The sequence below is a fragment of the Synechococcus sp. R65.1 genome (genome assembly GCF_047461755.1).
Lineage (GTDB): Bacteria > Cyanobacteriota > Cyanobacteriia > Thermostichales > Thermostichaceae > Thermostichus.
In genome coordinates, this window is sequence record NZ_JANSHU010000010.1 from 1 (window position 1) to 25892 (window position 25892).

26 protein-coding genes are annotated in these 25892 nt (G+C 60.1%); 11 read left to right on the forward strand and 15 right to left on the reverse strand.

The genetic code is table 11. The annotated features are described in order from the left end of the window. The first annotated feature begins 91 nt into the window (after window positions 1-91). The 5 genes from NW814_RS06025 to NW814_RS06045 all read left to right on the forward strand — a co-directional run bounded on the left by NW814_RS06025 (window position 92) and on the right by NW814_RS06045 (window position 5070). Complete coding sequence (locus NW814_RS06025; RefSeq protein ID WP_414405583.1) at window positions 92-1303, forward strand: acetate kinase; 1212 nt, start codon at window positions 92-94, stop codon at window positions 1301-1303. A 59-nt stretch (window positions 1304-1362) separates the two neighbouring features. Next, the gene (locus NW814_RS06030; protein WP_414405584.1) at window positions 1363-1830 is read left to right on the forward strand and encodes a hypothetical protein; all 468 of its coding nucleotides are present in this window, start codon (window positions 1363-1365) and stop codon (window positions 1828-1830) included. 324 nt (window positions 1831-2154) lie between these two features. Further along, window positions 2155-2424 carry an extracellular matrix/biofilm regulator RemA gene (remA, locus tag NW814_RS06035; RefSeq protein WP_414394807.1) on the forward strand — a complete coding sequence of 90 codons (270 nt, stop codon included), beginning with the start codon at window positions 2155-2157 and terminating at the stop codon, window positions 2422-2424. 84 nt (window positions 2425-2508) lie between these two features. Further along, the gene (gene gmk / locus NW814_RS06040; RefSeq protein ID WP_414405585.1) at window positions 2509-3162 is read left to right on the forward strand and encodes a guanylate kinase; all 654 of its coding nucleotides are present in this window, start codon (window positions 2509-2511) and stop codon (window positions 3160-3162) included. Between the two features lie 294 nt (window positions 3163-3456). Next, window positions 3457-5070, forward strand: a complete 1614-nt coding sequence (locus tag NW814_RS06045; RefSeq protein ID WP_414405586.1) for a cation:proton antiporter — start codon at window positions 3457-3459, stop codon at window positions 5068-5070. A 129-nt stretch (window positions 5071-5199) separates the two neighbouring features. Here the strand turns inward: NW814_RS06045 and NW814_RS06050 are convergent, their stop codons facing one another. From NW814_RS06050 to ebsA, 6 genes are all read right to left on the reverse strand, one after another. Further along, a complete protein-coding gene (locus NW814_RS06050; RefSeq protein ID WP_414405587.1) occupies window positions 5200-5694 on the reverse strand; it encodes a hypothetical protein in 495 nt (164 codons plus the stop codon). 299 nt (window positions 5695-5993) lie between these two features. Then, on the reverse strand, window positions 5994-8030 hold the full coding sequence (locus NW814_RS06055) for a DNA polymerase III subunit gamma/tau (RefSeq protein ID WP_414405588.1): 2037 nt from the start codon (window positions 8028-8030) through the stop codon (window positions 5994-5996). 86 nt (window positions 8031-8116) lie between these two features. Next, the gene (locus tag NW814_RS06060; RefSeq protein WP_414405589.1) at window positions 8117-8614 is read right to left on the reverse strand and encodes a hypothetical protein; all 498 of its coding nucleotides are present in this window, start codon (window positions 8612-8614) and stop codon (window positions 8117-8119) included. Window positions 8615-8650: 36 nt separating this feature from the next. Beyond that, window positions 8651-9307 carry a dephospho-CoA kinase gene (gene coaE / locus NW814_RS06065; protein WP_414405590.1) on the reverse strand — a complete coding sequence of 219 codons (657 nt, stop codon included), beginning with the start codon at window positions 9305-9307 and terminating at the stop codon, window positions 8651-8653. A gap of 19 nt (window positions 9308-9326) precedes the next feature. Further along, complete coding sequence (cimA, locus tag NW814_RS06070) at window positions 9327-10994, reverse strand: citramalate synthase (RefSeq protein WP_414405591.1); 1668 nt, start codon at window positions 10992-10994, stop codon at window positions 9327-9329. After that, window positions 10984-11355 (reverse strand): type IV pilus biogenesis protein EbsA, encoded by a 372-nt coding sequence (gene ebsA / locus NW814_RS06075; RefSeq protein WP_414405592.1) that lies wholly within the window; start codon window positions 11353-11355, stop codon window positions 10984-10986. The genes cimA and ebsA overlap by 11 nt, the downstream gene beginning before the upstream one ends. A gap of 199 nt (window positions 11356-11554) precedes the next feature. Between ebsA and larE the strand changes: the two genes are divergently transcribed. The 3 genes from larE (at window position 11555) to NW814_RS06090 (ending at window position 14812) form a co-directional block, all read left to right on the forward strand. Then, window positions 11555-12430 (forward strand): ATP-dependent sacrificial sulfur transferase LarE, encoded by an 876-nt coding sequence (gene larE, locus NW814_RS06080; protein ID WP_414405593.1) that lies wholly within the window; start codon window positions 11555-11557, stop codon window positions 12428-12430. A gap of 23 nt (window positions 12431-12453) precedes the next feature. Then, window positions 12454-14277 carry a DUF3769 domain-containing protein gene (locus NW814_RS06085; RefSeq protein ID WP_414405594.1) on the forward strand — a complete coding sequence of 608 codons (1824 nt, stop codon included), beginning with the start codon at window positions 12454-12456 and terminating at the stop codon, window positions 14275-14277. A 253-nt stretch (window positions 14278-14530) separates the two neighbouring features. Then, window positions 14531-14812, forward strand: a complete 282-nt coding sequence (locus NW814_RS06090; protein ID WP_414394791.1) for a DUF1830 domain-containing protein — start codon at window positions 14531-14533, stop codon at window positions 14810-14812. A 23-nt stretch (window positions 14813-14835) separates the two neighbouring features. Here the strand turns inward: NW814_RS06090 and NW814_RS06095 are convergent, their stop codons facing one another. The 5 genes from NW814_RS06095 to NW814_RS06115 all read right to left on the reverse strand — a co-directional run bounded on the left by NW814_RS06095 (window position 14836) and on the right by NW814_RS06115 (window position 18820). Then, on the reverse strand, window positions 14836-15231 hold the full coding sequence (locus NW814_RS06095) for a hypothetical protein (RefSeq protein WP_414405595.1): 396 nt from the start codon (window positions 15229-15231) through the stop codon (window positions 14836-14838). Between the two features lie 3 nt (window positions 15232-15234). Next, on the reverse strand, window positions 15235-15960 hold the full coding sequence (locus NW814_RS06100) for a hypothetical protein (protein ID WP_414405596.1): 726 nt from the start codon (window positions 15958-15960) through the stop codon (window positions 15235-15237). Between the two features lie 33 nt (window positions 15961-15993). After that, on the reverse strand, window positions 15994-16536 hold the full coding sequence (locus NW814_RS06105) for a DUF3110 domain-containing protein (protein ID WP_414405597.1): 543 nt from the start codon (window positions 16534-16536) through the stop codon (window positions 15994-15996). A 538-nt stretch (window positions 16537-17074) separates the two neighbouring features. Further along, complete coding sequence (locus NW814_RS06110) at window positions 17075-17821, reverse strand: phosphoadenylyl-sulfate reductase (RefSeq protein WP_414405598.1); 747 nt, start codon at window positions 17819-17821, stop codon at window positions 17075-17077. 69 nt (window positions 17822-17890) lie between these two features. After that, on the reverse strand, window positions 17891-18820 hold the full coding sequence (locus NW814_RS06115; protein WP_414394781.1) for a metallophosphoesterase family protein: 930 nt from the start codon (window positions 18818-18820) through the stop codon (window positions 17891-17893). Window positions 18821-19043: 223 nt separating this feature from the next. Between NW814_RS06115 and NW814_RS06120 the strand changes: the two genes are divergently transcribed. Together NW814_RS06120 and recJ are read left to right on the forward strand one after the other, a co-directional pair. Then, complete coding sequence (locus tag NW814_RS06120) at window positions 19044-19208, forward strand: conjugal transfer protein TrbI (RefSeq protein WP_414394779.1); 165 nt, start codon at window positions 19044-19046, stop codon at window positions 19206-19208. A gap of 72 nt (window positions 19209-19280) precedes the next feature. Beyond that, entirely contained in the window at window positions 19281-21527 is a 2247-nt protein-coding gene (recJ, locus tag NW814_RS06125; RefSeq protein ID WP_414405599.1) for a single-stranded-DNA-specific exonuclease RecJ, read from the forward strand. Between the two features lie 85 nt (window positions 21528-21612). On the opposite strand, the gene NW814_RS06130 is transcribed toward recJ, so the two are convergent. The 4 genes from NW814_RS06130 to NW814_RS06145 all read right to left on the reverse strand — a co-directional run bounded on the left by NW814_RS06130 (window position 21613) and on the right by NW814_RS06145 (window position 24307). Next, window positions 21613-21876 carry a helix-turn-helix domain-containing protein gene (locus NW814_RS06130; protein WP_414394776.1) on the reverse strand — a complete coding sequence of 88 codons (264 nt, stop codon included), beginning with the start codon at window positions 21874-21876 and terminating at the stop codon, window positions 21613-21615. A 143-nt stretch (window positions 21877-22019) separates the two neighbouring features. Next, a complete protein-coding gene (locus tag NW814_RS06135) occupies window positions 22020-23279 on the reverse strand; it encodes a sensor histidine kinase (RefSeq protein ID WP_414405600.1) in 1260 nt (419 codons plus the stop codon). Between the two features lie 69 nt (window positions 23280-23348). Then, complete coding sequence (locus tag NW814_RS06140; protein WP_414405601.1) at window positions 23349-24113, reverse strand: SDR family oxidoreductase; 765 nt, start codon at window positions 24111-24113, stop codon at window positions 23349-23351. Window positions 24114-24199: 86 nt separating this feature from the next. Continuing rightward, complete coding sequence (locus NW814_RS06145) at window positions 24200-24307, reverse strand: PetM family cytochrome b6-f complex subunit 7 (RefSeq protein ID WP_414394772.1); 108 nt, start codon at window positions 24305-24307, stop codon at window positions 24200-24202. Window positions 24308-24699: 392 nt separating this feature from the next. On the opposite strand from NW814_RS06145, the gene psbD reads away from it, so the two are divergent. Continuing rightward, window positions 24700-25758 (forward strand): photosystem II D2 protein (photosystem q(a) protein), encoded by a 1059-nt coding sequence (psbD, locus tag NW814_RS06150; RefSeq protein ID WP_414405602.1) that lies wholly within the window; start codon window positions 24700-24702, stop codon window positions 25756-25758. Window positions 25759-25892: the final 134 nt, after the last annotated feature.

The window sequence follows — 25892 nt, forward strand, 5'->3', positions numbered from 1 at the left end:
TCAGGGGAAACCTTGGATAAAATGCTGCGCCTTACATCCCCACCTTCAAAGGCGGGGCCTTACGGCGCTTTTTGGTAGAAGGAGGGATCCCGTGCCCATCCTGGTCCTCAACGCCGGCTCTAGCAGCCTCAAATCCTCCCTCTTTGCAACCGTTGAGAGTACGGTGGAGACCACCCCCCTTTGGCAGGCGCAGGTGGACTTTGCCTACCAGCCCGACCAGGCCCTGATTCAAGTCCGGCGGCAGGGCGGTCCCTGGGAGCCTTTTCCCGCCCTTTCCTCTCCCTCCGGCATTAGCGGTTTGGCTCCTCTCTTTCAAAGCCTCTGGCAGGGGGAGGGATCCCTGCTGGCAGGGCCGACTGAGATCAAAGCCATTGGCCACCGGGTGGTGCATGGGGGATCCCTCTACCACCAGCCCACCTTGATCACACCCGAGGTGGAACAGGCCATCGAACAGCTAAGCCCCCTGGCCCCAGCTCACAACCCCCCTGCTCTTGAGGGCATTCGCCTCATGCGCCAGCTATTGCCCGGGATCCCGCAGGTGGCGGTCTTCGACACTGCCTTCCATCAGCAGATGCCCCCGCCAGCCGCCCTTTATCCTCTTCCCTACGCCTGGGCCGAGCAAGGGATCCGCCGCTACGGCTTCCACGGCATCAACCACGAGTACTGTGCCCGCCGCGCCGCTGAGATCCTGGGCCGCCCCCTGGAAGAGCTGCAGCTCATTACCTGCCACCTAGGCAATGGCTGTTCCCTGGCAGCCATTCGCGGGGGCCGAAGCGTCGACACCACTATGGGCTATACCCCCCTAGAGGGCTTGATGATGGGATCTCGCTCCGGCTCGGTGGATCCGGGGATTTTGATTCATCAGTTGCGCCGGGGGATGAGTGTGGAGGAGCTAGACCGGATCTTGAACCGGGAATCGGGCCTGAAGGGCGTGTCTGGCCTGAGCGGCGACATGCGAGTTATCCTGGAAGCCATGCAGGCAGGCCATGCCCGTGCCGAGCTGGCCTTTAACCTCTTTATCCACCGCCTGCGCAGCCAGATCGGGGCCATGCTCATGAGCCTGGATCGGCTGGATGCATTGGTCTTCTCTGGAGGCATCGGGGAAAACGCGGCGCCAGTACGGGCGGCGGCCTGCGCCAACCTGGGCTTTTTGGGGATTCAAATTGACCCAGTTCTCAATGCTGGATCCCCGCGCAACTGCGACATCAGCACCCACGACGCGCCAGTGCGGGTCCTAGTCATCTCAGCTCAGGAAGACTGGGCCATTGCCAGTGCCTGCCAAAGGCTCCTGCAAGGGGAATAAGCTGCTTCCAGCCAGGTTTTCTGATGCCCTAAACCTGAACTTCAAGGTAAGGAGAACCTATGCAGCCTGCGCAACGCATGGACAGACAGATCCCCCTGCTGCTCCTGGGTGCTGTTTTGGCAGGGTGCGGGGAGACGACTGGCAGTAGCCCCCTGCCCCCACCGCCTCCCCTACCCCCTCCCTCCCTCACCATTACCGATCTTTCCCCGCGTGCTGTCCCCGTAGGGCAGACCCCCACCTTTGTCGTCTCCTTCCGCGTCGAGGCTCCTGCCGGGATCCGCGGATCCAACGCTTTTTTGGCTACCGTCACCACCCCGCTAGGCAACTTCATCCCCCTGGGAGCTTTCGACGCTTCCCAATTGCCCGGCTGCTTCGTCGGAGCCACTGCCTGTACGGTAACAGGGCTTACCCTGACCCAAAACCGCTTTACCGTCACCCAGACGGGATCCCATCAGCTTACCATCAGCGTTTTCGATCGCCAGGAGCGGCTGGGCAGCGGCAGCTCTACCTTTAACGGCCTGCTCTAAAGCTCAAAAGCGAAATCCAGCCTCTAGCGGTTGCCAGGCAAAACGCCGCGCCTCACCGCTGCGGACATTGACGAGGCTTTACTACTCTGAGGACAATTTCCAGGAGCCATAGAACGGCTTGAAGAAGGCTGAGGGCCGCAAAGCAGGGAACTAGTCCTGGCCAAGCTCCACCAACCGACAGCCCACTCAAGCTCGAGAGAACTTGCCGTCCCAGCAGAAACCTTTGCAGGGCAGGGCCTTGCTGGTCAATGCTAGGCAGCAGTTTGACTTGCTAGCCTGAATGAAGGCTGCTGGCCGGACAGGTGCTAGATTGGCTCACCACCCATGGATACTCGCCTAATCAACATTGGCTTTGGCAACATCGTCGCCGCTGGGCGTGTGATTGCCATTCTTAGTCCCGAGTCAGCTCCCATCAAACGCATCATCAGCGATGCCCGCGAAAGAGGCCAGTTGATCGACGCAACCTACGGTCGCCGCACCCGCGCTGTCATCATCACTGACTCGGGACACGTCATCCTCTCGGCCATTCAGCCGGAAACCGTTGCCAACCGCTTCCTTACTGCCAAAGTCGGGGTGCCGGAGGAACTTGAGTAAAAGCCTCACAGGCAGCCTGCAAAGAGAGGAGTAAGATATCCTAAAGCAAACAAACAACCGTCCAGCCTTCCTCTGTCGATGGCTATGGCCGCCTCTCCTACCGTCCTCCCCTTGCCAGGTTCCCCTGAGGTTGGGCAGACTCAAGGAGCACCCCAATCTCTCACTCCTCGCGGTCGCCTAGTGGTTTTGACGGGGCCCAGTGGAGTGGGCAAAGGAACTCTGGTCAGCCACCTGCGCCAGCGCCACCCTGAGCTGTATCTTTCTGTCTCGGTCACTACCCGTCCCCCTCGTCCCGGTGAACAGGAAGGTGTCAACTACTACTTTCGCACTCGCGAGGAGTTTCTCAGGCTTGTTGAAGCCGGCGAGTTGCTAGAGTGGGCGCAGTATGCAGGCAACTTTTACGGCACCCCTCGCCAGATTGTCTTTGAAAAACTCAGCCAGGGACAGGATGTGCTGCTGGAAATTGAGCTGGCTGGAGCCCGCCAGGTGAGAAAACTGTGTCCAGAGGCCATTCGCATTTTCTTGTCCCCTCCTTCTCTGGAAGAGCTTGAACGCCGCATTCGCCAGCGTGGCCACGATTCCGAAGACAGCATTGAACGTCGCCTGCAGCAGGCTCGCAAGGAATTGGAGGCCAAAGACGAATTCGACTACGTGATTGTTAACGACAACCTAGAGCGAGCTTTGCAGGAGCTGGAAGCTTTACTTTATCCCCCGTCTCTGGGGAAGAACCAGACGTAGTTAAGCCGCCGCAAGCCAAGGTCTACATTCGAAAAGCGCAAGCAGGCCTCAGCCCTAGGAGTGAAGCCGCCAAATCTTTACCCATCCCCTCGCAACGTCCTGCTGTCCTCAAACAGAACCTCGACGAAAACCCAAACTTGGCAGGAGGTACAGCGGTGGCGCTCGGCTTTGACAGGGGCGGCAGGAGAGCTGTATTCCTGCCTTGCCGGGAGTTGCTATCAGGCGGTGCGCCAGTAGGACGTTTGGCTTGGCAAAGCCTGCCTTGGTGCCAGACGGCAGAGAGAGGTTCTGTTGATGCTGGGCAGTTGGTTGTGGATTTTGGCGATGGGCTTTTTTGTCGGCCAGATCGTGGGCCGATTGGGGATGCCGCCGCTGCTGGGGATGATTTTGGTCGGGATCCTGTTGAGGGAAGTCTTGTCTCCGGAGGTGCTGGCAGCAGCCGGGGATCTGCGCCTGGTGGCTGTAGCGATCATCCTCATGAAAGCCGGCCTAGGGCTGGATCGCGAGAAGCTGGCCCAGCAGGGATCCGTGGCGCTGCGGCTGGGGTTTTTGCCGGCAGCCTGTGAGGCGGTGGCGGTGGCGCTCTTAAGCCGCTGGATCCTGGGGCTGGACTGGGAGACGGGGCTGCTTTTGGGGTGTGTGATTGGGGCAGAGTCGCCAGCGGTGATTGTGCCGGGGATGTTGCGCCTCAAAAGCCTGGGCTGGGGGGTGGCCAAAGGGATCCCGGATGCCATTCTCACCGGCAGTGCTCTTTCCGATGTACTGATGCTGCTGGGCTTTAGCTTGTTGCTGAGCCTCTTGGGCCAGGGATCTACAGAAAACGTTCGCCTGTTGGGCTTGGAGCTGTCGCCGCTGCAGTGGCTGCCGTTCCAGGTGGGGGTGGAGATCCTGCTGGGCGTGGCCATCGGCTACCTGGCGGCGCGGGTTTTGGTGGCGCTTTTGGTGCAGCAGAACTGGACCCGCAATAGCACGCAGGAGGTGTTGCTGGCAGCCTGCCTGGCGCTGGGCTTGGTGCTGGCGCCGCAGGTGTGGCCCTATTTTTCTGGCTACCCGGCGGTGATGGCCATGGGGTTTTTCCTCATCGAGCTGGATGGGCCGCTGGCGCGGCGGCTGCGGGTTGGGTTCGACGCCCTCTGGACAGTGGCGGAGATCGTGCTGTTTGTGCTCCTGGGAGCTTCCCTGGATCTGCAGGTGTTGGGATCCCTGATCCTGCCGGGTTTGTTGCTTCTGACCCTGAGCCTGCTATTGGGTCGGGGCCTGGGTTGGTGGCTTTCTACCCTGGGAAGTAACTGGAACTGGCGGGAGCGGCTCTTTTTGCTGCCGGGTAACATGGCCAAGGCAACGGTGCAGGCAGCCATCGGCGGCATTCCCTTGGCCCAGGGGATCCCTGGCGGGGAGACGATCCTTGCTCTGGCGGCCTTGTCGATTTTGACCACAGCACCCCTGGGGGCTTGGCTAACTCAGGTTTGTGCCCCTCGGCTGTTGGAAAAGGGAGAAGTGGATCCCACCAAGGTGGGCAGCCAGGGCAGGGTTAGCTTTTTGGCAGCAGTGGACACCTCACCTTTAGCCGAGGCGGTGCTGCGCAAGGCAGCGGATCTGGCGCGTCGGGTGGATGGGGAAGTGATCGTGCTGCATGTTACCGACGAGCCGCAGGGGAAAGGAGTACAGGAGCTGCAGCAGCTCACCCAGCGCTTGTTGGCAGATATTCGCCACCAGTTTTGCCTGGCTTCGGGGCCCCTGGCAGAAACCATCGTAGCCCTAGCTCAAGAGCGGCAGGTAACCGACATAGTCATAGGCAAGCGGGGCCATCGCGGCTGGGAGCAAGTGCTGGTGGGATCCACTTCCCAAGCCGTGTTGGAAACCAGTCCGATTCCAGTCATTCTGGTAGAGCTTACTCGAAGTTCCTAGTTGGCTGGCAGCACCTCCTGAGGGCCAATTTCTGAGCAAAAGCTAGAGCAAGCTCCCGAGAAAGAGAATTCCTACCGATATCCTCTCCAGAAAGTTGTGAGATGGCAGTCGGCAGAAACTCCAAAGGGATTAGGAAATAAGAATCCATCTCTTCCCGGCAAGTGTAAAGCACGCCCTCTGTTTCTGAGTAGGGCAACACCTGGCATCGTTAGGGCCATGAACAAGCATTTCCAAGCAAACTGCAGCTTTTCCTTTAGAGCCGCGCTCAATTGAAATGTTTCTAACGTCAACCCTATCGCCAAGAAACTCAGGCTCTATAAGCGTAGGTTTTTCTTTACCGCCCAGCGACCCTGACAAGCTTATCCAGGATCCAGATCCTCCTTGATTTTTTGCTGCAATTACAATGGTATCCCGGAAGCCGTCACTGTTAAGGTCAGCACGTTTTATGTTTAGAATCTTTGCTACAAGAAAACCTTCCTGAAAAGGGCTGGAACCCCGCCGATATTTGCCGTCTTGAAAGCGAACCTGCTCCATCTCCTCTGAAATAGCTACAAGATACTCAGCATTTAGGGCTGCTTGTCTGTCTATCTTTGACCTTACTAACGCAATGGCCACTAAGATCAAACAGCCACCCAGAAGACAGCAAACCAACTTAAAAATCGTCCTTTTGCGGGCCATTTCTTTGCTCCTGCAACCTAGATGGGCAGTGGGATAGGCTACCCCTACTCCTAATTCAAACTAGACAAGCCAAGAGCTTCAACGCCGTCCTACCCAAAAGACTGAGGATCCGGGAGTCAATTTGCGGGGTGCTCGAGGCAGCTTCTTTTCCGCGAGATTCGGTCATGGTCCTCCCCTTCACGGGAGATACCTGACAATACCCCAAAATCCAACAGAGCGATTACTGCCCCTCACGCTCCCCTACCTCAAAAATCCTCTTCCGGAGGGGCCTGGGCTGTCGGTAGGCCGTAGCTCTCAGCAGTGGGCAGGTCGGAGGATCCCTCCAGGGCAGACAGATCTGCCGCTACCTCTTCGGGTGTGGCTAGGATCCCTTCCAAATCCACCAGCCTGCCGCTGAAATGCTCGGCAAAGCGGTGGGCCACCTCCACCAGCTCGTGGGTCAGGTCGTAGAAGGGTGGCCTTGCTGTTTGCGGGGCTGGAGCAGTGTTTTTGAGAGGGGGAGATGGGCTTGAGGGCTCCGCCTGACGGGGATCTGAGGAAGGAGAGCTGTTCCCCAGCTTTGAGGGAGAGAGCGGAGGTTGTGGAGCTTTATCCTGGGCCGAGGCTTGGCCAGCATGCCCCTCACGCGGTCGAGGCGGGCGCTGCACCACTAGCTTTAGCCGCACCGGGTGCTGCAGCAGGTTGTAAAGGGCGGAGCACACCTCGGCTTCTTTGCTGCGCACCTTGTCCACCAGGCCCTTGCTGGGGAAAGCAAGAGTGATCTCCAAGGTCTCTGTCCCGTTGAGGCGGACGAGGGTCTCTTGCTGCAACTGACCAGATCCCAGCAAGGCTCTGGTAGTGGGAGAGAGGCCCTTGAGGAACTCCTCCCAGCGAGGCTGCAGCAGCTTGGCAGGGGAAGCGACAGGCTCCGGATCGCGAACTTTGGGCTCTGGCGTTGGCGGCGGGGAACCCTCAGAAGGGGAAAGGGGGTTCTGGAAGGCTGTTGCGGCAGGCTGAGGGCTCTGTCCTGCTGACGCGAGTGGCTCTTCGAGGGCTGGGGCAGCTTGGGCAACTTTCCCATCGAGGTTCCTCTCAGCAGCAGAGGGGCCGACAACAGCCCCAGGCGAGAGAGGAGGGAATGGATCGGCAGGGGAGAGCGGCTCGCCACCCTTACTCTCTATTGGCGGCAGCGGGACGGCGCCCTGGCGCAGCTGACCCAGCAGATCCAGAAGGGCAATTTCTAGCCAAAGCTGGGGTTGTCCGCTCTGGCGAATTTGGGGTTCGCAGTGGCGCAGGTGGCTCTGGGCCGCTAGCAGCATCTCCAGCGAGTAGCAAGGAGCCCGCTGTTGCAAGGCTGCCCAGGTAGGATCCGTTACAGCCGCCAGCTGCCGTTGCTGTGGGGCCGTCTTGGCCAGGAGCAGATCCCGGTAGAAAGCCGCCAGGCTCTGCAGCACCACCAGGGGCTCTTTGCCTCGCTCCAGCAATTGCCGCGTTTGGGCCAGCACCCCCTCTACGTTCTGAGCCAGCAGAGCATCGGTCAAATCCAAAAGCTGCTGTTCTGGGATCCCCCCCACCAAGTCCCACACCGCTTCTGGAGTGATGGATCCCTCTAGCAAACTGAGCTGATCCAACAGCCGTTCAGCATCCCTTAGCCCGCCCTGGGCAAGTTGGGCCACTAGGTGCAAGGCTTCTGGTGTAATGGGGATCCCTTCCTGGGCGGCGATTTTGCCCAGGTGGGCCACCATCTCCTCTAGAGGAATGCGGTGGAAGTCAAACCGCTGACAGCGGGAAACGATGGTGGGCAGAACCCGCTGGGGGTCGGTGGTGGCTAGGACAAACACCACGCGGGGAGGCGGCTCCTCCAGAGTCTTCAGCAACGCATTGAAGGCCGCATTGCTGAGCATGTGGCATTCGTCAACCACATAGACCTTGTAGCGGCTATTTACTGGCGCAAACTGGGCCCGCTCGATCAGCTCGCGGATGTTGTCCACACCGGTGTTGCTGGCCGCGTCGATCTCCACCACATCGAGAGAAGAGCCGGCGGTGATGGCACGGCACTGGCTGCACACCTGACAGGGATCCGGCGTTGGCCCCTGCTCACAATTTAAGGACTTGGCCAGAATGCGGGCGCTGGAGGTTTTTCCGGTGCCCCGCGGCCCACAGAACAAATAAGCCGGCGCCACCCGCCCCAGCCGAATGGCATTGGCCAAAGTCTGCACGACTGCCCCTTGGCCCACCACCTCGGCAAAGCGCTGCGGGCGGTATTTCAGGTGCAGGGGCTCATAGCTGCCAGCGGCGGCCATTTTCCAAATCTCCAAGTAGGCAGCGCCTCGGCTGCGTCTTGGGGCTTGTGCGGCCGAGATGCTTTCCTATTCTGGCTGCTGAACTCTCAAGAGCAAGGCGGAGAGAGGGCTCCCTGAACCGGCAGAGCTTTTGGCGGCTCTTTGGGATCCCGGCGACCCCGGCCAAGGAGAGGGGGCAGGGGCAGCTTCCAGCTTGGCTTATCCAATTGATCCATGTCCTGCAGGCGGTAGCTGAGCTGGTACAGTTCCTGCTTAAGCCGGCGGTTTTCTGCCTGAATGGCGGCGATGCGCTCGCGGATGGGCTGCAGGCGGGCCTGCAACTTGCGCCGATAGAGCTGCGGCAGCTCTTGGAGGATCTGCTCCAACACTTGCTTTTCTTGGTAGAGTTGCTCAATCTCGGCCTCGTAGCTGCGAATCTGTCGGCGTTGCTTTTCTTGGCGCAACTCCAAAAGGTCAATCTGGCTCTGCAACAGGCGGTTACGCTCCTTCAGCGCCTGGATTTCCTGCTCTCGCGCGGCCAAAGCTTGCGCCCACCAGGACTCTGCCCTGCTATCCGGCTTGTTGCCGCCAGTCGTTGCTTGCATTGACTCTCCCTCAACCCACCATCCCCATCCGCTACTCTAGCCGGCCTGCTGGGGCGAGGCCAGAGGTTGCTGGGAAGCCAACGCTTGGTGCACCTGAGCTTCCAGCTCCGCCAGGGATCCAGAATTGTCCAGCACCACGTCAGCCCGACGGACTTTCTCCGCCAAAGGCCACTGGCTGGCCAGGCGAGCTTCGATTTCTGCCGGTGTCAGGAGGGGATCCCGCAAGGCCAGGCGCTGCCGCTGCTGCTCAGGGGTACAGATCACCACCCAGATCTCGCTGGCCCAGTTTTCCATGCCCGCTTCAAAGAGGAGAGGGATCATGAGGCAGAGGGCTGGAGGGCCATGCCCTTGAGACCGTTGGTAACTGGGCCGAGCCTCAGCCGCCCCGTGGAACTCGAGAAACTCCCGCAGCCGCGCTTTGACAAACGGGTGGATCTGCGCCTCTAGCCAGGCCCGCTCGGCGGCATCGGCAAAGACAATCCGCCCCAACTTTCGGCGATCCAGCTCTCCCGAGGGATCCTGAATGGCCTGGCCGTAGCGCTGCAGGACCCGCTCGCGGATGGGGGATCCCAGCGCCAAGGCCTGGCGGGCCATTTGATCTGCATCGGCCACTGGGATCCCCTGGCGTTCCAAGATGCGGGCTACCGTGGATTTGCCGGTAGCAATGCCGCCTGTTAGGCCAATAATTCTCATGGAAGTTGAAGAACCCCCTTCAAGGCGAGGCTAGTTGGGCAGAGGGTGAGGAAAAGCAAGGTTTTGCCAGGAGGCTGTACTCAAAGCCTTCCACCAAGGCCCGGCAGGAGGCTTCGATGATGTTGGTGGAAACTCCTACCGTGGCCCAGCGGCGGTGGCCGTCGCTAAACTCCACCAGCACCCGCGTTTTGGCAGAAGTACCCGCCTGGCCGTCCAGAATCCGCACCTTGTAGTCGGTGAGGTGAATGGCTTCCAGTTGCGGGTAAAACTCCAGCAAGGCCTTGCGCAGCGCCCCATCCAGGGCCGCCACCGGCCCATTGCCTTCGGCTGCTGTTACCCGCGTCTGCCCCTGCACGGCAATCTTCACCGCTGCTAGGGACTGCACCTCCGTTGCCTCGCCGCTGGGATCCCAGTCTCTGCTGCTCCAGTCCGAGCGGGTGGTGGCGCTGACATGGAAGCTAAGCACCTCAAAGGGGTGGGAGCGCTGCCCCAACAGGCCCCGCACCAACAGCTCAAAGCTGGCCTCGGCCGCCTCAAACTGGTAGCCCTGCAGCTCCAGAGTTTTCAGCCGCTCCAAAATCAAGCGCGCCCGGGGATCCGACTTGTCCAGCCGGATCCCAAAGCCAGCCACCTTGCTGAGGATATTGCTCAACCCCGCCTGATCCGAAACGACGATGCGCCGGCAGTTGCCCACCTGCTCCGGGGCAATGTGCTCGTAGGTAAGAGGGTTTTTCTGAACGGCGCTGACATGGATCCCACCCTTGTGGGCAAAGGCGGATCGGCCCACGAAAGGAGCATGGTCGTCCGGGGCCAGGTTGACCACCTCACTGATGGCGCGGGAGATCTCTGTTAGGTGTTGCAGCTTTCCCTCGGGCAGACAGCGGTAGCCTAGCTTGAGTTGTAAGTTGGGGATAACGCTGCACAGGTCGGCGTTGCCACAGCGCTCCCCATAGCCGTTGATGGTGCCCTGCACCATGCGCGCCCCCGCCTGGACTGCCGCTAGAGCATTGGCCACGGCCGTGCCGGAGTCGTTGTGGGTGTGGATCCCCAAAGGCAAATGCCCCAGGTGATGGGATTCCGCCAAGACGGCTGCCGTGATGGCGGCAATCTCGTGGGGCAGGGAGCCGCCGTTGGTATCGCAGAGAACCAGCCACTCCGCCCCGGCCTCTGCTGCTGCCACCAGGGTTTGCAGGGCGTAGTCGGGGTTGTGGCGGTAGGCGTCAAACCAGTGCTCGGCATCGTAGATCACCCGCCGCCCCTGGGAGCGCAGGTAGGTGATGGTGTCGCGGATCATGGCCAGGTTCTCGGCCAAGGTGGTGCCCAGCCCCTCCGTAACATGGAGATCCCAGGACTTGCCAAAGACCGTCACGTAACGGGTGCCCGCTGCCAAGATGGCCTGCAGCAGGGGATCCTCGGCTGCCCGCCGCCCCGGCTTGCGAGTGGAACAAAAGGCCACCAGCTCCGCCTGCTCCAGGGGCTCTTCCCGCATCTGCCAGAAAAATTGTACGTCTTTGGGATTGGCCCCTGGCCAACCGCCTTCGATGAAAGGGATGCCCAGGCGATCCAGCAGCTTGGCAATTTGCACCTTATCTTGCACCGACAGGGACAAGCCCTCCCGCTGCGCCCCGTCCCGCAGCGTCGTGTCGTAGAGGGTGACGGCAACCGGAGAATTGACGTCAGTCTTCATACCGCATCAGCTTTTTGTAAAAGGCGGTGGTGAAATTCGGCGGCTGACCCCGCTGCACCGCCGCTACCACATCGATGAGGTAGTCCACAAACTCATAGTTGGCTAGGGAGACCTGATAGGTTAGCTCCGGGTCTTGATCGAAAATGACCTGCACCGCTGTTAGATCAGAGGGCAGAGGCGATACAGGCCAACTGGCCAAGAAAGAGACGGGCCTGTCTCCTTCGATGGGCCGCTGCCCTTCTAGGTTGCCCTTTTTGTAGAGACCCACCGCCAGCGGTAGGTACTGCCGGCGGGCAACGGCGTAATAGGGCTGATAGAGGGCCACCTCTGCGGAGCTAGCAGGTTCAAGCTGAAGAGTCATGGGCAGAAGATCCAGAGAAGAAGCAAGGATCTCTCTGCCATCCAGCCTACCGCCTCAGTGGCCCACTGGCCTAGAGAGATTGCCCGCTCACTGCCTTGCCTTTGAGGCAGAAGCGTTGGAAAGTCAGAAAATTCCAGGAAACAATGGAAGAGGAATATCTGCCCCGCTCTAGCCCAGACCCTACGGACTCCCTAGCCTCATGGACGTACCTCTTGGCTCTGCCACCCCCTTGCTGGAGCTAGACCCCGTCCTACAGTACAAGTTTCAGCAGCTTGTCCAGATCTTCGCCGAAATGGGGCGGGTCGTGGTGGCCTACTCGGGAGGGATCGATAGCAGCCTGGTGGCCAAGCTGGCCTGGGATCTCTTGGGGGAGGGGGCTCTGGCCGTTACCGCCGCTTCCCCGGCGCTTTTGCCCGAAGACCTGGAGGAGGCCATCTGGCAAGCCCAGTACCTCGGCATTCGCCACCAGGTCATCCAGACCCAGGAGCTGCAGGATCCCCGCTATGCTGCCAATCCCCCTAACCGCTGTTACTTCTGCAAAAGTTACTTGCACGACACGCTGCTCCAGCTGGCTAAAACTCAGGGATACGACCACGTGGTCGATGGCCTCAACGCCGACGATCTGGCTGACTACCGGCCAGGGGTGCAAGCAGCTCGGGAGCGTGGTGTGCGATCCCCTTTGGCGGAGGTGGGGATGAGCAAACTGGAGGTGCGGCAGTTGTCTCGCCACTTGGGCCTGCCCTGGTGGGATAAGCCGGCCCAACCCTGCCTCAGTTCGCGCTTTCCCTACGGCGAGGTCATCACTGCCGAGAAGCTGCGGCGGGTGGGATTGGCTGAGCGCTATCTGCGCAGCTTGGGCTGGCGAGAGGTGCGAGTGCGCTCGGAAAAAGATACTGCCCGCATTGAACTGCCCCCCCACCAGATCCTGGAGTTCGTGCAAAAAACTGACCTGGCAGCGCTGGTTAAAACCCTGCAATCGTTTGGCTATCTCTACGTCAGCCTCGATCTGGAGGGCTACCGTAGCGGCAAGCTCAACCGCGCCCTCGACCCTCCCCAAGCTGGTAGCTTAGGCTGAAGCGTTGCACAGGTTTGGGGAGCATGAAAGGGTTTTGGTGGCTCTGGCTTTGCTTGGGGGTGTTTGGTCTGGCAACGGCTGCTCCTACCTCAGCCCAGGGGGAGAAAGGCCAGGTGGCGGCCGCCCAGGCGGGGGATACGACTGCCCTCGACGCCCTTGCGGATCGCACGTTACGGCTGCGCTCCGACCGTCAAACCTTCGACCAGCGGGCGCAGGTTTTCCTGGCTGAGGGCAATGTGGAGATGCGGCTGGGCCGCTCGGTGCTGCGGGCAGACCGCCTGCGCATTGAGCTGCAGCAGCGACGAGCCGTGGCCGAGGGCAACGTCTCCATTGAGTTGGATCAGCAGCGCATCCAGGGATCCCGGCTGGAGTACGACTTTGAACGGGAGCAGGGCTTTTTGGAAGAGGCTTTTGGGCAGGTGGATATTGGCCAGTTGCAGGCCAGCGGCTCTCCGCTGCCCCTCTCGCCTCAGCGGCTGGTACGCTTTCGCGCTACCCGCATTCGCTTCGATGCCAACAACTGGGAAGGAGAAGAGGTGCGGCTGACCAATGACCCCCTCGATCCGCCGGAGCTGGAGATCCGCAGCCCGCGGGTGACCTCTACCTTGCAGGCGGATGGTTCCAGCCTGTTGATTGCCGAAGCTGGCCAATTGGCTTTCGACCAAGTCTTTTTTCTGCCCCTGCCCCTGCGGCTGCGCTTTGACTCCTTGAACCGCCAGCCTCCGGTCAGCCTGTTCTACGACGATTTCGACCGGAAGGAACTGCGGCGGGGCCTAATCCTGCAGGCCAACATTGAGCTGCTGCAGGAGCCCCATCTCAGCTTGGTGTTTTCCCCGCAGCTCTATCCCCAGCGCCTCTGGGGGAGCCTCCAAGGAATCCGCGATGGAGTCGGGCTGCGAGCGGAGTTGCGCTGGCGGCAGCCGCGTGCCCAAACCTTGCTGTTTGCCGAGCTCCGCGGGATCGTCTTTGAGGAATTTGCCCGGCGCTTGCGGGCGCAGGTCGAACACCGCGTTACCACCGGCAACGGCGGCCAAGTCACCTACACCTATGCCTATCGGGAGCGTTTTTTCAGCGGGCGCCTGGGCTTCCAGATTGTGGAGAATCGCTTTGGCGCCAGCTACAGCTCGCCCACCCTTCGCCTTGGCAACACCAGCTTGGATTTCAGCTACCGCATAGCCGCCGACTACCTCGACGCCCTGGGACAACTTGGCAATATCGACACCGATCCCGCTCTGGCCCTGGCCAGAACCACCGAGCGCATCCAGCTTGCTCGGCTGCAACTAGGAGCAACCCTAACTCGCTCTTTTCCCCTCTGGCGGCCCTCCAAGACAACCTCAGATCCGCCGCCCCGCTTTTCCGCTTTGCCCATTGAACAGGGGATCTGGCTCAACACCGGCGTCAGCAGCAGCCAGTCGTTTTACTCCAATGGCCGCGCCCAAAGCTACACTGCTGGCAGTATCGGCCTCGACGCTGTGCTCGGGGCTTTTGTGGCCGATACCTTCGACTACACCAGCCTGAGGGTAACCTACTCCAACGGTTTTTTGGCGGGAGCCTCGCCCTTTTTGTTTGACCGCATCACCACGCGGGAGCAGCTGGTCTTGGGCTTCCTGCAACAGCTGTATGGCCCGCTGCGGGTGGGGGCTGAAACCACCCTGGATTTACAGTCAGGCCAGCAGGTGGACCTTACCTATCGCCTGGGTTACGACCGCCGCACCTACGGCCTTAGCTTGCACTACAACCCGGTTCGCCAGTCAGGGGCTCTGGAGCTACGGGTAGAAGGCCTGAACTGGGATCCCAGCCCACCTCAGCCAAGCTCAGCGACCGGCTCGAGCCTCAATGGGCCCTGATTCCAAAGTGTAATCTCGACTACTAATACCTAAGGGTTTTCTATGGCAATTGCGCCGCTTCGAGAAGGGATCCCTGCCCAAATCCGCCCCGCCTCCGAAGGGAGTTTTGGAGTCAAACGGTAAGATCAAATACAGAAGTCCTCTAGGACTTATTTTTGTCAATCGGGATCGCCGTATCGCAGACTACTGCAGCGATCCCCAAACGGTGCTAGCCTGGATGACAGGCTGAGCAAGGCAGGCTAGTGAGCTAATTATGCAAACCCTCGATGCGATCCCGGCAAAAAAACAAGCAGAGCGAATAACCTGTAGCTACATCAATGCAACCAGCTCCATTCAAGTGGTTCGCATCACAAATATCGAAAACTGGTACTTTGAGCGGGTGGTATTTCCTGGGCAGCGGTTGCTGTTTGAGGCGCTACCAGGAGCCAAGCTGGAGATCCACACGGGCATGATGGCCAGCTCCATCTTGACGGATACCATCCCCTGCGAAAAGCTGCGCGTACGAGAAACGGAGCCGGTGACAGTGGTTGCGTAGGTCTCCAAGCCGCAGAGCAAAACCTAGGTCTTGTGGCTTTGCCGCTTCTCCTCTTCCCCTGTGGGGGTAGGGGAGGGTTGGGGTGAGGGGCGAGGCTTGGGCGGCAACGAGATATCCAGGAAACGCGCGCTTAACCGCACCGGGCTGATCTCGCGCCGTTGTGGCGGCCACGAGAGTCCCAGCCAGCGAGCCGTGATCTCCAAAAGGCCAGGGAGCGGCGTTGACGTAGGGGTAGGCATTGGTGGTGGGGTGGGGTAAAGATCTAAGCGCGGCGGGCGGGGGGTGCTGACGCGAAAAGCGTTGGGAGGCGGCTGCGTCAGGGGTACATTCGGATCCCCGCACCCCAACAAGCCTAGCCCACCAGCCAGCAGGAGGAGAGCCAGCCGTGCCGTGTTTCCGTTTAGCAAGGGCTTGAGCATAAGCTAGCAAGATGCCAGAGCGCCGATCCGAGCTTGCAGACCTGCTTCCAGCGCCGAGAGGTGGCGGGCCATGGTTACGTAGCGGTTAGCCGTCAAGTTTTTGGCGACAAACTGCTCCACCAGTTGCTGATCTCGGGCAACCATTTGGTTGAGGTACTGAGCTACGGAGGTTTGCGGATTCTCGATTAAAGCTCTGCACACCTGCAGAGCCATCACCAGTTGAGCCCGCACCTGCAAAAAGAGCGACTGGATATACTTCTGTTCGGCCTCACTGAGTTGGCGAAAATCTTGCCAATAGTGGCCCCCCTCCAGCGATTGTTGCAGCTCTTGCACCCAGCGGTTGTATTCTTTAACCCTGCAGGCGAGATCGCTGGCGAACTCCATGATCTCGGCAGGGCTATTCAGGAGATGGGCCTCTTGCCAGCGCTGACGAATGCGACGCAGGTTTTGCCGCAACTTCAGGAGAGCCCAGAGCAACCCCAGGAAGACCACTCCCAGCAACAGGACGGCCACTGCATAGAGCAGCCAATAACCGGGATCCCGAACTCCCAGGAGGATCACCAAAGCAATCACCAGCAGGCAGAGGGCCAGCATGACCCAAAGCCGCAGTTGTTGCTGTTCAAGACGCAGGTACTCTGCCCTCAGGCCAAAAGCCTCACAGCAGGCCTCCAGATCCGCCTCCATGATCTGGCGAAACTCCTCTGCAGAGATTAGCTCGGCAGTGATCATTAGAAGACCCTCCTGACCGGGGTGACCAGCTCCTCAGGATTTGCCTTGCCAATTGCGCGCCGCTTCCGTACTCTCTGGCAGCGGCTCTAGCACCTCGCTGGCGGGAACCACCATCAACCCATAGCCCCCCTCGCGACAAAAATCGACGATCTCCTGCGTGTCGAAGCGCTCGGCTACGGGCTTGGGCAGCCCCTGCTGAGCCAGCCTCTGGGCATACTTTTTCGCCCCAAAGAGGCTCTCAAAGGCAATGACAATGTCCTGGCCCCCAATTTGGCGGGTGCAGATCCCTTCTTGACCGTTGGCTTGGTACAGCAGCACGATCACTTGGGGGGGCAGCTCTTCCGAGCTCACCCCAAACGGTTCCGTCTCCGCCTGGGATCCGTTGCCCAACAACACATCCCGCGCCTCGTTGAGCCGCGCCAGCCGAGCCTCCAGCAAGGGTCTTTGTCGCTCGTCGTCCAGCTCAAGAAGAGCGGCGCTGAGAGCTTGGTATTCCCGAAACCATTTCCTCCGGATTTCCTGTTCGCTGGCATCTGGCGGTAGATTGAGCACTTGGAAAGCCTCAGTAGTATCCATTGATCTGCTCCGCTAGAGTGTCCCCTCTCGTCGTCTAGACTAGCCGCTCTGGGGATCTCGGGAGGGTAACTTGGGCGTCGACAAAGCGCAGGGGGCAAATCTCGGCAGCCAAGGGTTTTTGCCGAAGAACAGCGGCTTTGAGGCCACGCCACGTTTTTCGGTGGCATCCCTGCTGAGCCCAAAGCATAGACCAGGCTAGCAGAAGCCATGGCACCGCCAGAGAGAGACTCCGCTATCTGCCGACCCCAAGGGATCCGGGAACTAGCTAGTATTGCAACACCTGGGGTGGCCGAGCAAAGTAGGGCTCAATAAGCCCACGCCACCGAATAAAGTTTTCCGATTGCCGGAAGGTAACCAGATGAGCCTCCAGGGATAGTAGATATTGCTGGGGGTGCTCCAGACAGCGCTACAGTTGGTGCTACCAGTCGGTTTGTTGCAAATAGACAAAAGCTTGGCCGATGGCGGCTTCAAAAGCAGCTTCCAAGTCTGGAGTGACCTCAAGCTGAGCCACCTCCAGAACAGGAGCAGTGTTCATAGGCTACGTGTGCAGGCCACACTCGGTTTTGGCCATACCCTTCCACCGACCAGAGCGGGGATCCGCGCCTGGCTCCACTGGGGCTGTACAGGGCATACAGCCAATGCTGGGGTAGTTGCGGTCGTGGAGAGGGTTGTAGGGGATCCCGTGCTCGAGGATGTACTTCCACACCTGGCCGCTTGTCCAGTCGGCGAGGGGGTTGAGCTTGAGGCGGTTGCGCTTGCTATCCCACTGCACCTTGCCAATGTTGGCGCGGGTAGGAGCCTGTTCCCGACGCATTCCCGTAATCCAGGTGGTGCAATTGGCCAGAGCGCGGTGCAGGGGCTCCACCTTGCGGAGGTGGCAGCAAAGGTCGGGGTTGGTGCGGTACAGTTCTGGCCCGTATTGCGCCGCCTGCTCTTCCGGTGTCAGCAGAGGCTTAAAGACCTCCAGTTGCAAATGGGGATAGCGAGCCAGCACCTGTTGTTGCAGTTGTAGGGTTTCGGGGAAGTGAAAATCGGTATCCAGGAAAAAGGCGCGCACCTGCGGGCGAATAGCAGTGAGCAAATCAATCAACACCAGGTCTTCTGGGCCAAAGCTGCAGGCAAGTACCAGCCCATCCCCGAACTCAGATACAGCCCAGGCCAGCAAGTCGCTTGCGGAAAGGGGCTCAAAGCGTTCGCTCAGGGCAGCTACCTGGGGCTGATACCGCTTTTGCACCTCCTGGGCTGCCTGTTCCCAGTGGGTAGAGGAAGAAAGGGTTGCACTCATAGGGAGAGACGCCGAGTCCAGCTGCTTTGCCTTCTTAATCTACACTCATTCGGTCGAGCTTTAGGACTTTTATCGAGCTGCAACAGGTAGCAGGGTAGATCGAGCTCCTCTGGCGCGCAGGGGGATCTCTCCCCAGCGATCCCGACGTCTCCCCATCAGGAAACCATGCCAGAGCGGTCTGGGTCCTGGCTCCGGTAGGTGAACCCAGTGGTAGCGCAGGATCCCTCGCCGGGGGTTCAAATCCACCTCGAACAGCCGCAGTGCCGAGACTGGCCCCACCAGGGGAGGGGCTGTCAGGTAGGGGATCCCATCTCGTACATGGACTTTCGGCACATGCAGATGTCCACTCAACACCGCCACCACCCGTCCATGGTCAGCCAAGAGAGCATGGAGGGCGGCAGCTGCCTGCTTCTGGAGCTGGTAGTTGCGGAACACAACCGCGTCCATTTGGGTGGGGGAGATAAAAGGCGGCTGGTGGATTAACAAGATTAGCCATTCTTCTGAAACTGCTTGCAGATGTTCGCCCAGCCAATGCAGTTGCGAGGGGCGCAGCACCCCCTGGGGCAGGGGAAAAGGTCCCAGGCTGGCGTCAAGGGCAATGAGGCGGATCCCGGGCAGAGGAGAAAGGCTGTAATCGACATAGCCCGTGGGAGCCGGGAAGAGAGGAAATTGGCTTTGGCACCAGCGGATAAATTGTTCTCGGTCGAAGCGCCCCTTTCTTTGCAGGGTGTCGACATCGTGGTTGCCAAGACTGAGGTAGTAGGGCATCCGCAGCTGGGCAAGAATCTCCCGGAATAGCTCAAAGCTTTCTGGATCCGCCTGATCCACCAAGTCGCCGGTAAACACGACAAAGTCCAGATCCGGCACCTGGTTGAGATGGGCAACGGCTGCTTCCAACTGGCGGCGAGGGGAATCGGACATCCACCACCAGCGGCATGCCGTCTCCGGCATCAGATGAATGTCTGAGACCTGCGCAAAACGAATCCGTTCCGTGGCCATTGCCTAGGTACTTATTCACACCTCACGCCCGCATCATAGTTAATAACTTGCCCAGGAGCTATTGACTTTCCTTAACCTCCTTCAGCAGGAGAGGGAAGGTGGCAATGGGCAGGTTGCCGCCACTTGGACAGCCAGGCGTGAGTTTGATTCTCGTTTCAGCCTCGTTGTCCAACAACCGCTAGGGTATAGAGACGCGGATCTTCGAAAAGAAGGAGAAAAACCCATGTCTAGCACCCTTGTTCGCTGCGCCTGTGAGCACTGCAACTGCAGCTTCGAGAGCAGCCAAGGCTATCGCTACGAAGGCCAGCTCTACTGCAGCCAAGCTTGTGCTACTCACGACCATGACCACCCCTCCCCTTGCTGCATAGCCGCCCACTGCTGTCAATAGCCACTCGACAGGGATCCGAACCTAGACCCTTTTTGATACGCTCCTAAGGAGCTCTATCCCTAGCCAGCTTGCATGGAGTACCGCTGGGATCTGCTGCCCACTCCGCCTCAGTTTGACCCAGAGCTGAGCCGGGAATACGGCAAGTACGCGGCCAAGGTGCTAGCCTTGCGCGGGCTGCACAGCCGGGAACAGGTGCGGGCTTTCGTGGATCCCAGCTTCTATTCCCCCACCCCGCCGGAATCCCTGCCGGATCTGGAGCGGGCAGTGCGGCGGCTACTGGAGGCCAGGGAAAAAGGAGAAGCCCTCTGCATTTGGGGGGACTTTGACTGCGATGGCGTCACCAGCACCAGTCTTTTGCTCTCGGCGTTACAACCCTTGGGCTTCCAAGTCCAGTTCACCCTACCGCTGCGCAGCCGCGAGGGACATGGGCTCAATGCCCAGCGGCTCCAGCAGGTGCTGGCTCAGGGTTGCCAAGTACTTCTAACGGTGGACTGCGGCATCGGCAATGCTGCCGAGATTGCCCTGGCCCAAGCCCGAGGGGTGGACGTGATCGTGATGGATCACCACGCCCTGCCAGATCCCTTGCCCCCTGCCTATGCGGTAGTCAACCCTTTGCGCCTGCCCGAGGAGCACCCCCTGCGCTTTCTTCCGGGAGTGGGGGTGGCCTACAAGCTGGCGGAGGCCCTCTATCAAGCGCTGGGAATTCCTGGCGTCGAGGAATACCTGGATCTAGTGGCGGTGGGGATCGTGGCCGATGTTGCCGTGTTACAGCGGGAGTGTCGCTACCTGGTACAGCGGGGGTTGCCCGTGCTGGCCAAGACGCAGCGTCCAGGGCTGCGGGCTCTTTTGGATTGGGTGAGCAACGGCTCATCCCCAGGAGCGCTAACAGCTCAGGACATTGCCTTTCGCCTTGCTCCCAGGCTGAACGCCATTGGCCGCTTGGAAGACGCTAGGCTAGCAGTGGAGCTGCTGACCACCTCGGATCCGCAGCGGGCTCAGACGCTGGTGAAGCATTTTGTCGCCCTCAGCGAAGAGTGTCGGCAGCTCACCCAACAGGTGCTACAGGAAGCCAGGCAGCAGGTGGAGAGCCTCGATCTGGCACGAGAGCGAGCCATCGTCTTGGCCAGCAGTGGCTGGAACCCAGGGGTTTTGGGAGTTGCGGCGGCCCGCTTGGCGGAGGAATACCGTTGCCCAACGGTGTTGATTGCCACAGACGAGAGCACAGGGCTGGGCTATGGATCAGGCCGCTCGATTCCAGGGGTAAACCTGCTAGAGGCCCTTGAGGCAGTGCGTCCTCTCCTGCGACGAGGAGGGGGACACCCCATGGCCGCGGGGATCCAACTCGATCTGGCTTGCCTGGCCGCTGTGCAGCTGACATTGCGGCGGGAGCTAGCGGCGCGGGTTAGCCCGGATCAGCAAGCTCGCGCCCTGGCGGTGGAGATTCTCCTCGACTGGACTCTGCTGGCCTCTCAGGGCCGGGATGGGGTGGCGGAGCTAGACGAGGTGTATCGGCAGTTGCAGCTTCTACAGCCCTTTGGGCACGGCAACCCCAACCCCATCGTAGCCCTGATGAACTTCCGCCCCACTAAATCCACTCTAAGAGCCTCTGGGGATGGCCGCCATCTCAGGTTTGAGCTCAAAGGCAGGGCGGGATCCCGTACCCTCTGGTTTTGGGGAGCTGGCGAAGAGCTGGAACAGTGGCAAAACTGCCCAGCTGTGGACATTGCCCTGCGGTTGGAAGCCGACAGCAAAGAGTCCTGGCGAGGCACAGTGCTGGCGGTGCGTCCCTCTGGCAACTGGCAGGCCCCTGCTGTTTCCGCCCCTCGCCTCCAAATCCAAGACTACCGGCAACGCCCCCTGCCGGATTCTTTGGAGAAAGCCCTCTACTACACTGGGCAACCTCTTCCTCTTAGGCAGCCGTTGCCCCCCTCAGCTAAAACAACTCTTGTACTGGCCTGCTGGCCCTGGTTGCCGGCAGATTTGGCCCAACTACTGCAGCAGGTGCAGCCGCAAACCCTGATCCTGGCTGCTTCTGCCCACTCCTGGGATCGCCTCCCTCAGCAACTTGCCCAACTGCGAGAACTAGGGCAGGCAAAACCCTGGGATCCTGCTACCCTGGCAGCAGCTACTGGCCTGCCCCAGCAGTGGCTAGAAGCCCTGGAGGGACCGGAACAGATCTCCACTGGGCTGCTCAGCCGGATCCGCGAATCCCAGGCCTTCCACCGCTGGCTGGACGAGGCTAGCCCAGCCCAGATTGCCCAACTGTGTCAACGGCTGCTGCAACCGGATCCCGTGCCGCTGGCTTTTTCCCCCGCCTGAGCTAAGGTACCCTTTGAGAACACCTCAGCAGGGCATGCGCTGCCCTACCCTTGTTCCCTGTCCCTGTGGTGCTCGCCGAGGAGGATTAGGCAATTTTGTCGTTGTTCAAGACGCAGCAGTTGACCTGATCCAGGCACACCTTTCCCCACTGCAGCGCCCACCGCACCAAAGCAACCCGGTTTGATGTTCGCGTCTTGCTCAAAATGTTGCTGATGTGGTTATCGACCGTGCGCTTGCTGATTTCCAAGCGCTTTGCAATGTCCTGATTGGTCATGCCAGCCGCGACCAACTCCAGGACCTGCAGTTCCCGTTCAGACAGCAGATCCGCGCAATGGTAGTCTGCGCCCATGCCCAACGCCTGAGGTACGAACTGTAAGGATTACCTAGAGTCATTCTAGGGGATCGCCTCCCCAATGGATAATCCGTGAGTTGAGCTTTTTGGACCCTGTCGACGAAAGGGAAAGGGGCCAGCCGTCTTTTGCTTTACAGGCTTTACAAGGCATCGGGGTGCTGGCGGGGCAATTCCACCAGAACCCACAGCCCACCGGTTTGCGGATGATTGCGCAAGCGGATCGTACCCCCATGGAGTTCCACAATCTGACGCACAATGGCCAAGCCAAGGCCAGTGCCGCCTTTGCTGCGGGCCCGCGCCGCGTCGGTGCGGTAGAAGGGTTGAAAGACCAGCTCAAATTGATCCTCCGGCAGGCCGGGGCCGTGGTCGTACACCTCCAGCCGCACTTGGGATCCCTCCTCGGAGAGGCTCACGTGGATAGGAGAACCAGGCCCGCCATATTTGACGGCATTATCCAAGAGGTTGAGGATGAGGCGATAGAGGCGTTGCTCATCTCCCCAGAGATAGAGGGGGGAGGAGCTGCTTAGGTGCAGTTCCTGGTGGCGGGGCTTGGCTAGCGGTTCTAGACTCTGCCAGGCTTCTCGCACCAAGGCGGCTAGATCTACCCAGCGCCATTGGGAGCGGGATCCGGCCCCCAAGTTGAGAGCGCTCAGTTCCAGCAAGTCTTGCACCAGCTGGCTGAGGCGCAGCGTCTCATTTAGCAGTCGTTCCACCCAAACCGCTTGCGCGGCATCGACTCGGCTTTGCAGAGTTTCCGCCAGGAGACGAATCGAGGTGAGGGGAGTCTTCAGCTCGTGGGCCACGTCCGAGGCCCAGCGATCCCGTTGTTGCGCCAGCAGCGTGGCCTCTAGGCGGTCTTCCAAAAAGATGGCCACATGGGCCTGGGGCAGGGGCAGCCCCCAAGCCCGCAGCGGAACCGGTTTGTCCTCGCCACCGGGAGGGTAGAAGACCCATTCGCGGCTCTGGACGGAAGCGCCAGCTTCCTGGCAGCGGGTGGCTTCGATGAGCTGATCCAACTCGTAGGAGCGCACCCACTCCAGCAAAAGCTTGATGCCCGGCTGCCAGTGGCTAATGCGCAGCAGGCGCTGGGCGGCAGGATTGCACTCTAGCACCACGTTGTTCTCGTCCACCCGCAAATATCCCCAGGGCAGACGCTGGCTGAGATACTGCCAGTCCAGGAGATACTGTCTTTGGCTAGCCTGCTCCAGTTCTTGTTGGCGAAGGTGGCGGCTAAGCCGGCTGAGCATCTGTTCAGGCGGCTGCAGCGGCAGGGCCAGGTGCATCAGGGATCCCAACTCTTGCAGTTGGCGGCTGAAGCGGCGTCGACTCTGCCAGCACAAGATCAGCATGCCGACAAGGCCAATGCTTAACCCAATGAGGATCCCGCCTTCCACTCCCATGAGCCCACCCCCTTTGCCGCCATTGTCGCCCAGGGATGGGGGAGTGAACGGATACGGAGTCCTGCCTCCCTAGCGGCGGTGCACCATCGTCGTGGTGGCCTGGTCGGTGGGCACGAGCAAGACTTCGCTTAGGTTGACGTGGGGGGGACGAGTAACGGCAAATAGCACCACCTCGGCCACATCCATCGCTGTCAAGGGGGTGAGGCCCCGATAGACCGCCGCCGCCCGCTCGCAGTCGCCGCGGAAGCGCACCTGGCTAAACTCGGTTTCCACCAAGCCGGGCTGGATCTCGGTAACGCGAATGGGGGTGCCGAGCAGATCCAGCTTCAGCCCCTCGGAGATGGCCCGCACGGCCGCTTTGGAGGCACAGTAGACAGCGCCGCCAGGGTAGGTCTGCCGACCAGCAATCGAGCCAATGTTGACCACGTGGCCCCGGCCCCGCTCCACCATCCCGGGCAAGACGGCGCGGGTAACATACAGCAAGCCCTTAATGTTGGTATCGATCATCTCCTCCCAATCTTGCACAGCCCCGCTGTGGAGTTTGTCCAAGCCGCGGCTAAGGCCGGCGTTGTTGATCAAAATGTCGATCTCGGCCCAGGCCGGCGGCAAAGACTGCAGCGCCTGCTGCACGGCTGCCCTATCCCGCACATCCAAAGTCAGCAGGTAGGAGGAAGTGCCGTAGGCCTGCTGCAATTCTGTGGCCAGCGCCTGCAGCCGCTCCTGACGGCGGGCTACTAGGATTAGCTTGGCTCCAGAACGGGCAAAAAGCTTGGCACAGGCTGCGCCGATTCCGCTGCTGGCGCCGGTGATGAGCACAATCGCGTTTTCCAGCATAGTCGGCTTGCCCAAAGAGGGGTGCTGGGATCCCTGCCCAACGCCTTGGTTTAACCCCTTCCCTTCTCCGATTGGCTGCCTATCCTCTACTCAGCCCCCCCTTGGGTGATGCGCAGGATCCCATACCCAAGCGCCACGCCCGCCAACGTCAAAACCAGAGAAATTCCCGCAATGGTCAAGATCTCGCTAGCCATGGATTTGCCTTAGATGAAGTGCAGTGTCCTTGTCTTAGGATATCGGATTTTGCTCTTGAACCTTACCAGCAGCGAGGTAGCCTCTCTCAAGCGCAAGAGAGCTGCCAAAGATTGCGCTGTGTAAAGTTCACGGTTACCTCAGACTTGCTAAGAGCGGGTTCCCTGCCTCTATAATGAGAAGCAATTTACAAGTCTTTACTGGCCTGGGCTAAGCAAGGCCAAGGACGGTGAAACTTGTCCGCTGGCTCTGAGGTAGCTTGCCACGAGCCCTGTGGCTTCTCGAGAAGTTCCAGGGTTTGAGTTTTTATACCTAGGCCGCGGTCTTGCCTTTAGGAGGCAAAGTTTGTAGCTTCACTAGCGTTCTCATCTTTAACTGAGGAGAAGATCGTCCTATGACCATAGCAGTGGGACGCGTACGCCAGGAGCGAGGATGGTTTGACGTCGTCGACGACTGGCTCAAGCGCGACAGATTTGTCTTCATCGGTTGGTCAGGGCTGCTCATGTTCCCCTGCGCCTACCTGGCCCTGGGCGGCTGGCTGACCGGCACTACCTTCGTAACTTCCTGGTACACCCACGGCCTGGCCAGCTCCTACCTGGAGGGGTGCAACTTTTTGACGGTGGCCGTTTCCACCCCAGCCGATAGCATGGGGCACAGCTTGCTCCTGCTCTGGGGTCCAGAAGCCCAGGGGAACTTCACCCGCTGGTGTCAAATTGGCGGCCTGTGGACCTTTGTGGCCTTCCACGGCGCCCTGGGCTTGGTTGGCTTCATGCTGCGGCAGTTTGAAATTGCCCGTTTGGTGGGGGTGCGGCCCTACAACGCCATTGCCTTCAGCGCGCCAATTGCCGTGTTTGTGAGCGTGTTTTTGATTTACCCCCTGGGACAGAGCAGTTGGTTTTTCGCTCCCAGCTTTGGGGTAGCCGGCATCTTCCGCTTCTTGCTGTTTTTCCAAGGGTTCCACAACTGGACGCTGAACCCCTTCCACATGATGGGAGTAGCTGGCGTTCTGGGTGGAGCGCTGCTGTGTGCTATCCACGGGGCAACGGTGGAGAATACCCTCTACAAGGATGGGGAGGCAGCAAGCACGTTCCGGGCTTTTGAGCCGACGCAGGCGGAAGAGACCTACTCCATGGTGACGGCAAACCGCTACTGGAGCCAGATTTTTGGGATCGCGTTCTCCAACAAGCGGTGGCTGCACTTCTTCATGTTGTTTGTGCCGGTAACCGGATTGTGGATGTCGAGCATTGGGGTAGTGGGGTTGGCGCTGAACCTGCGGGCGTATGAGTTTATCAGTCAGGAGACGCGGGCGGCGGAAGACCCCGAGTTTGAGACGTTCTACACGAAGAACATCCTGCTCAACGAGGGGATCCGGGCCTGGATGGCGCCTCAGGACCAGCCGCATGAGCACTTTGAGTTCCCTGAGGAAGTCCTCCCCCGCGGCAATGCCCTCTAATCTACCCAGTTAGCTGTAATTGAGCGCCTGCCCAAGGGATCCCCTCCTGCGGATCCCAGCGGCTAGGGATCCCAACGGCAGGTGCTTCCACTTAGCCAATCAATCAATTGTCCTGACGATTGGAGGTTGGTCTC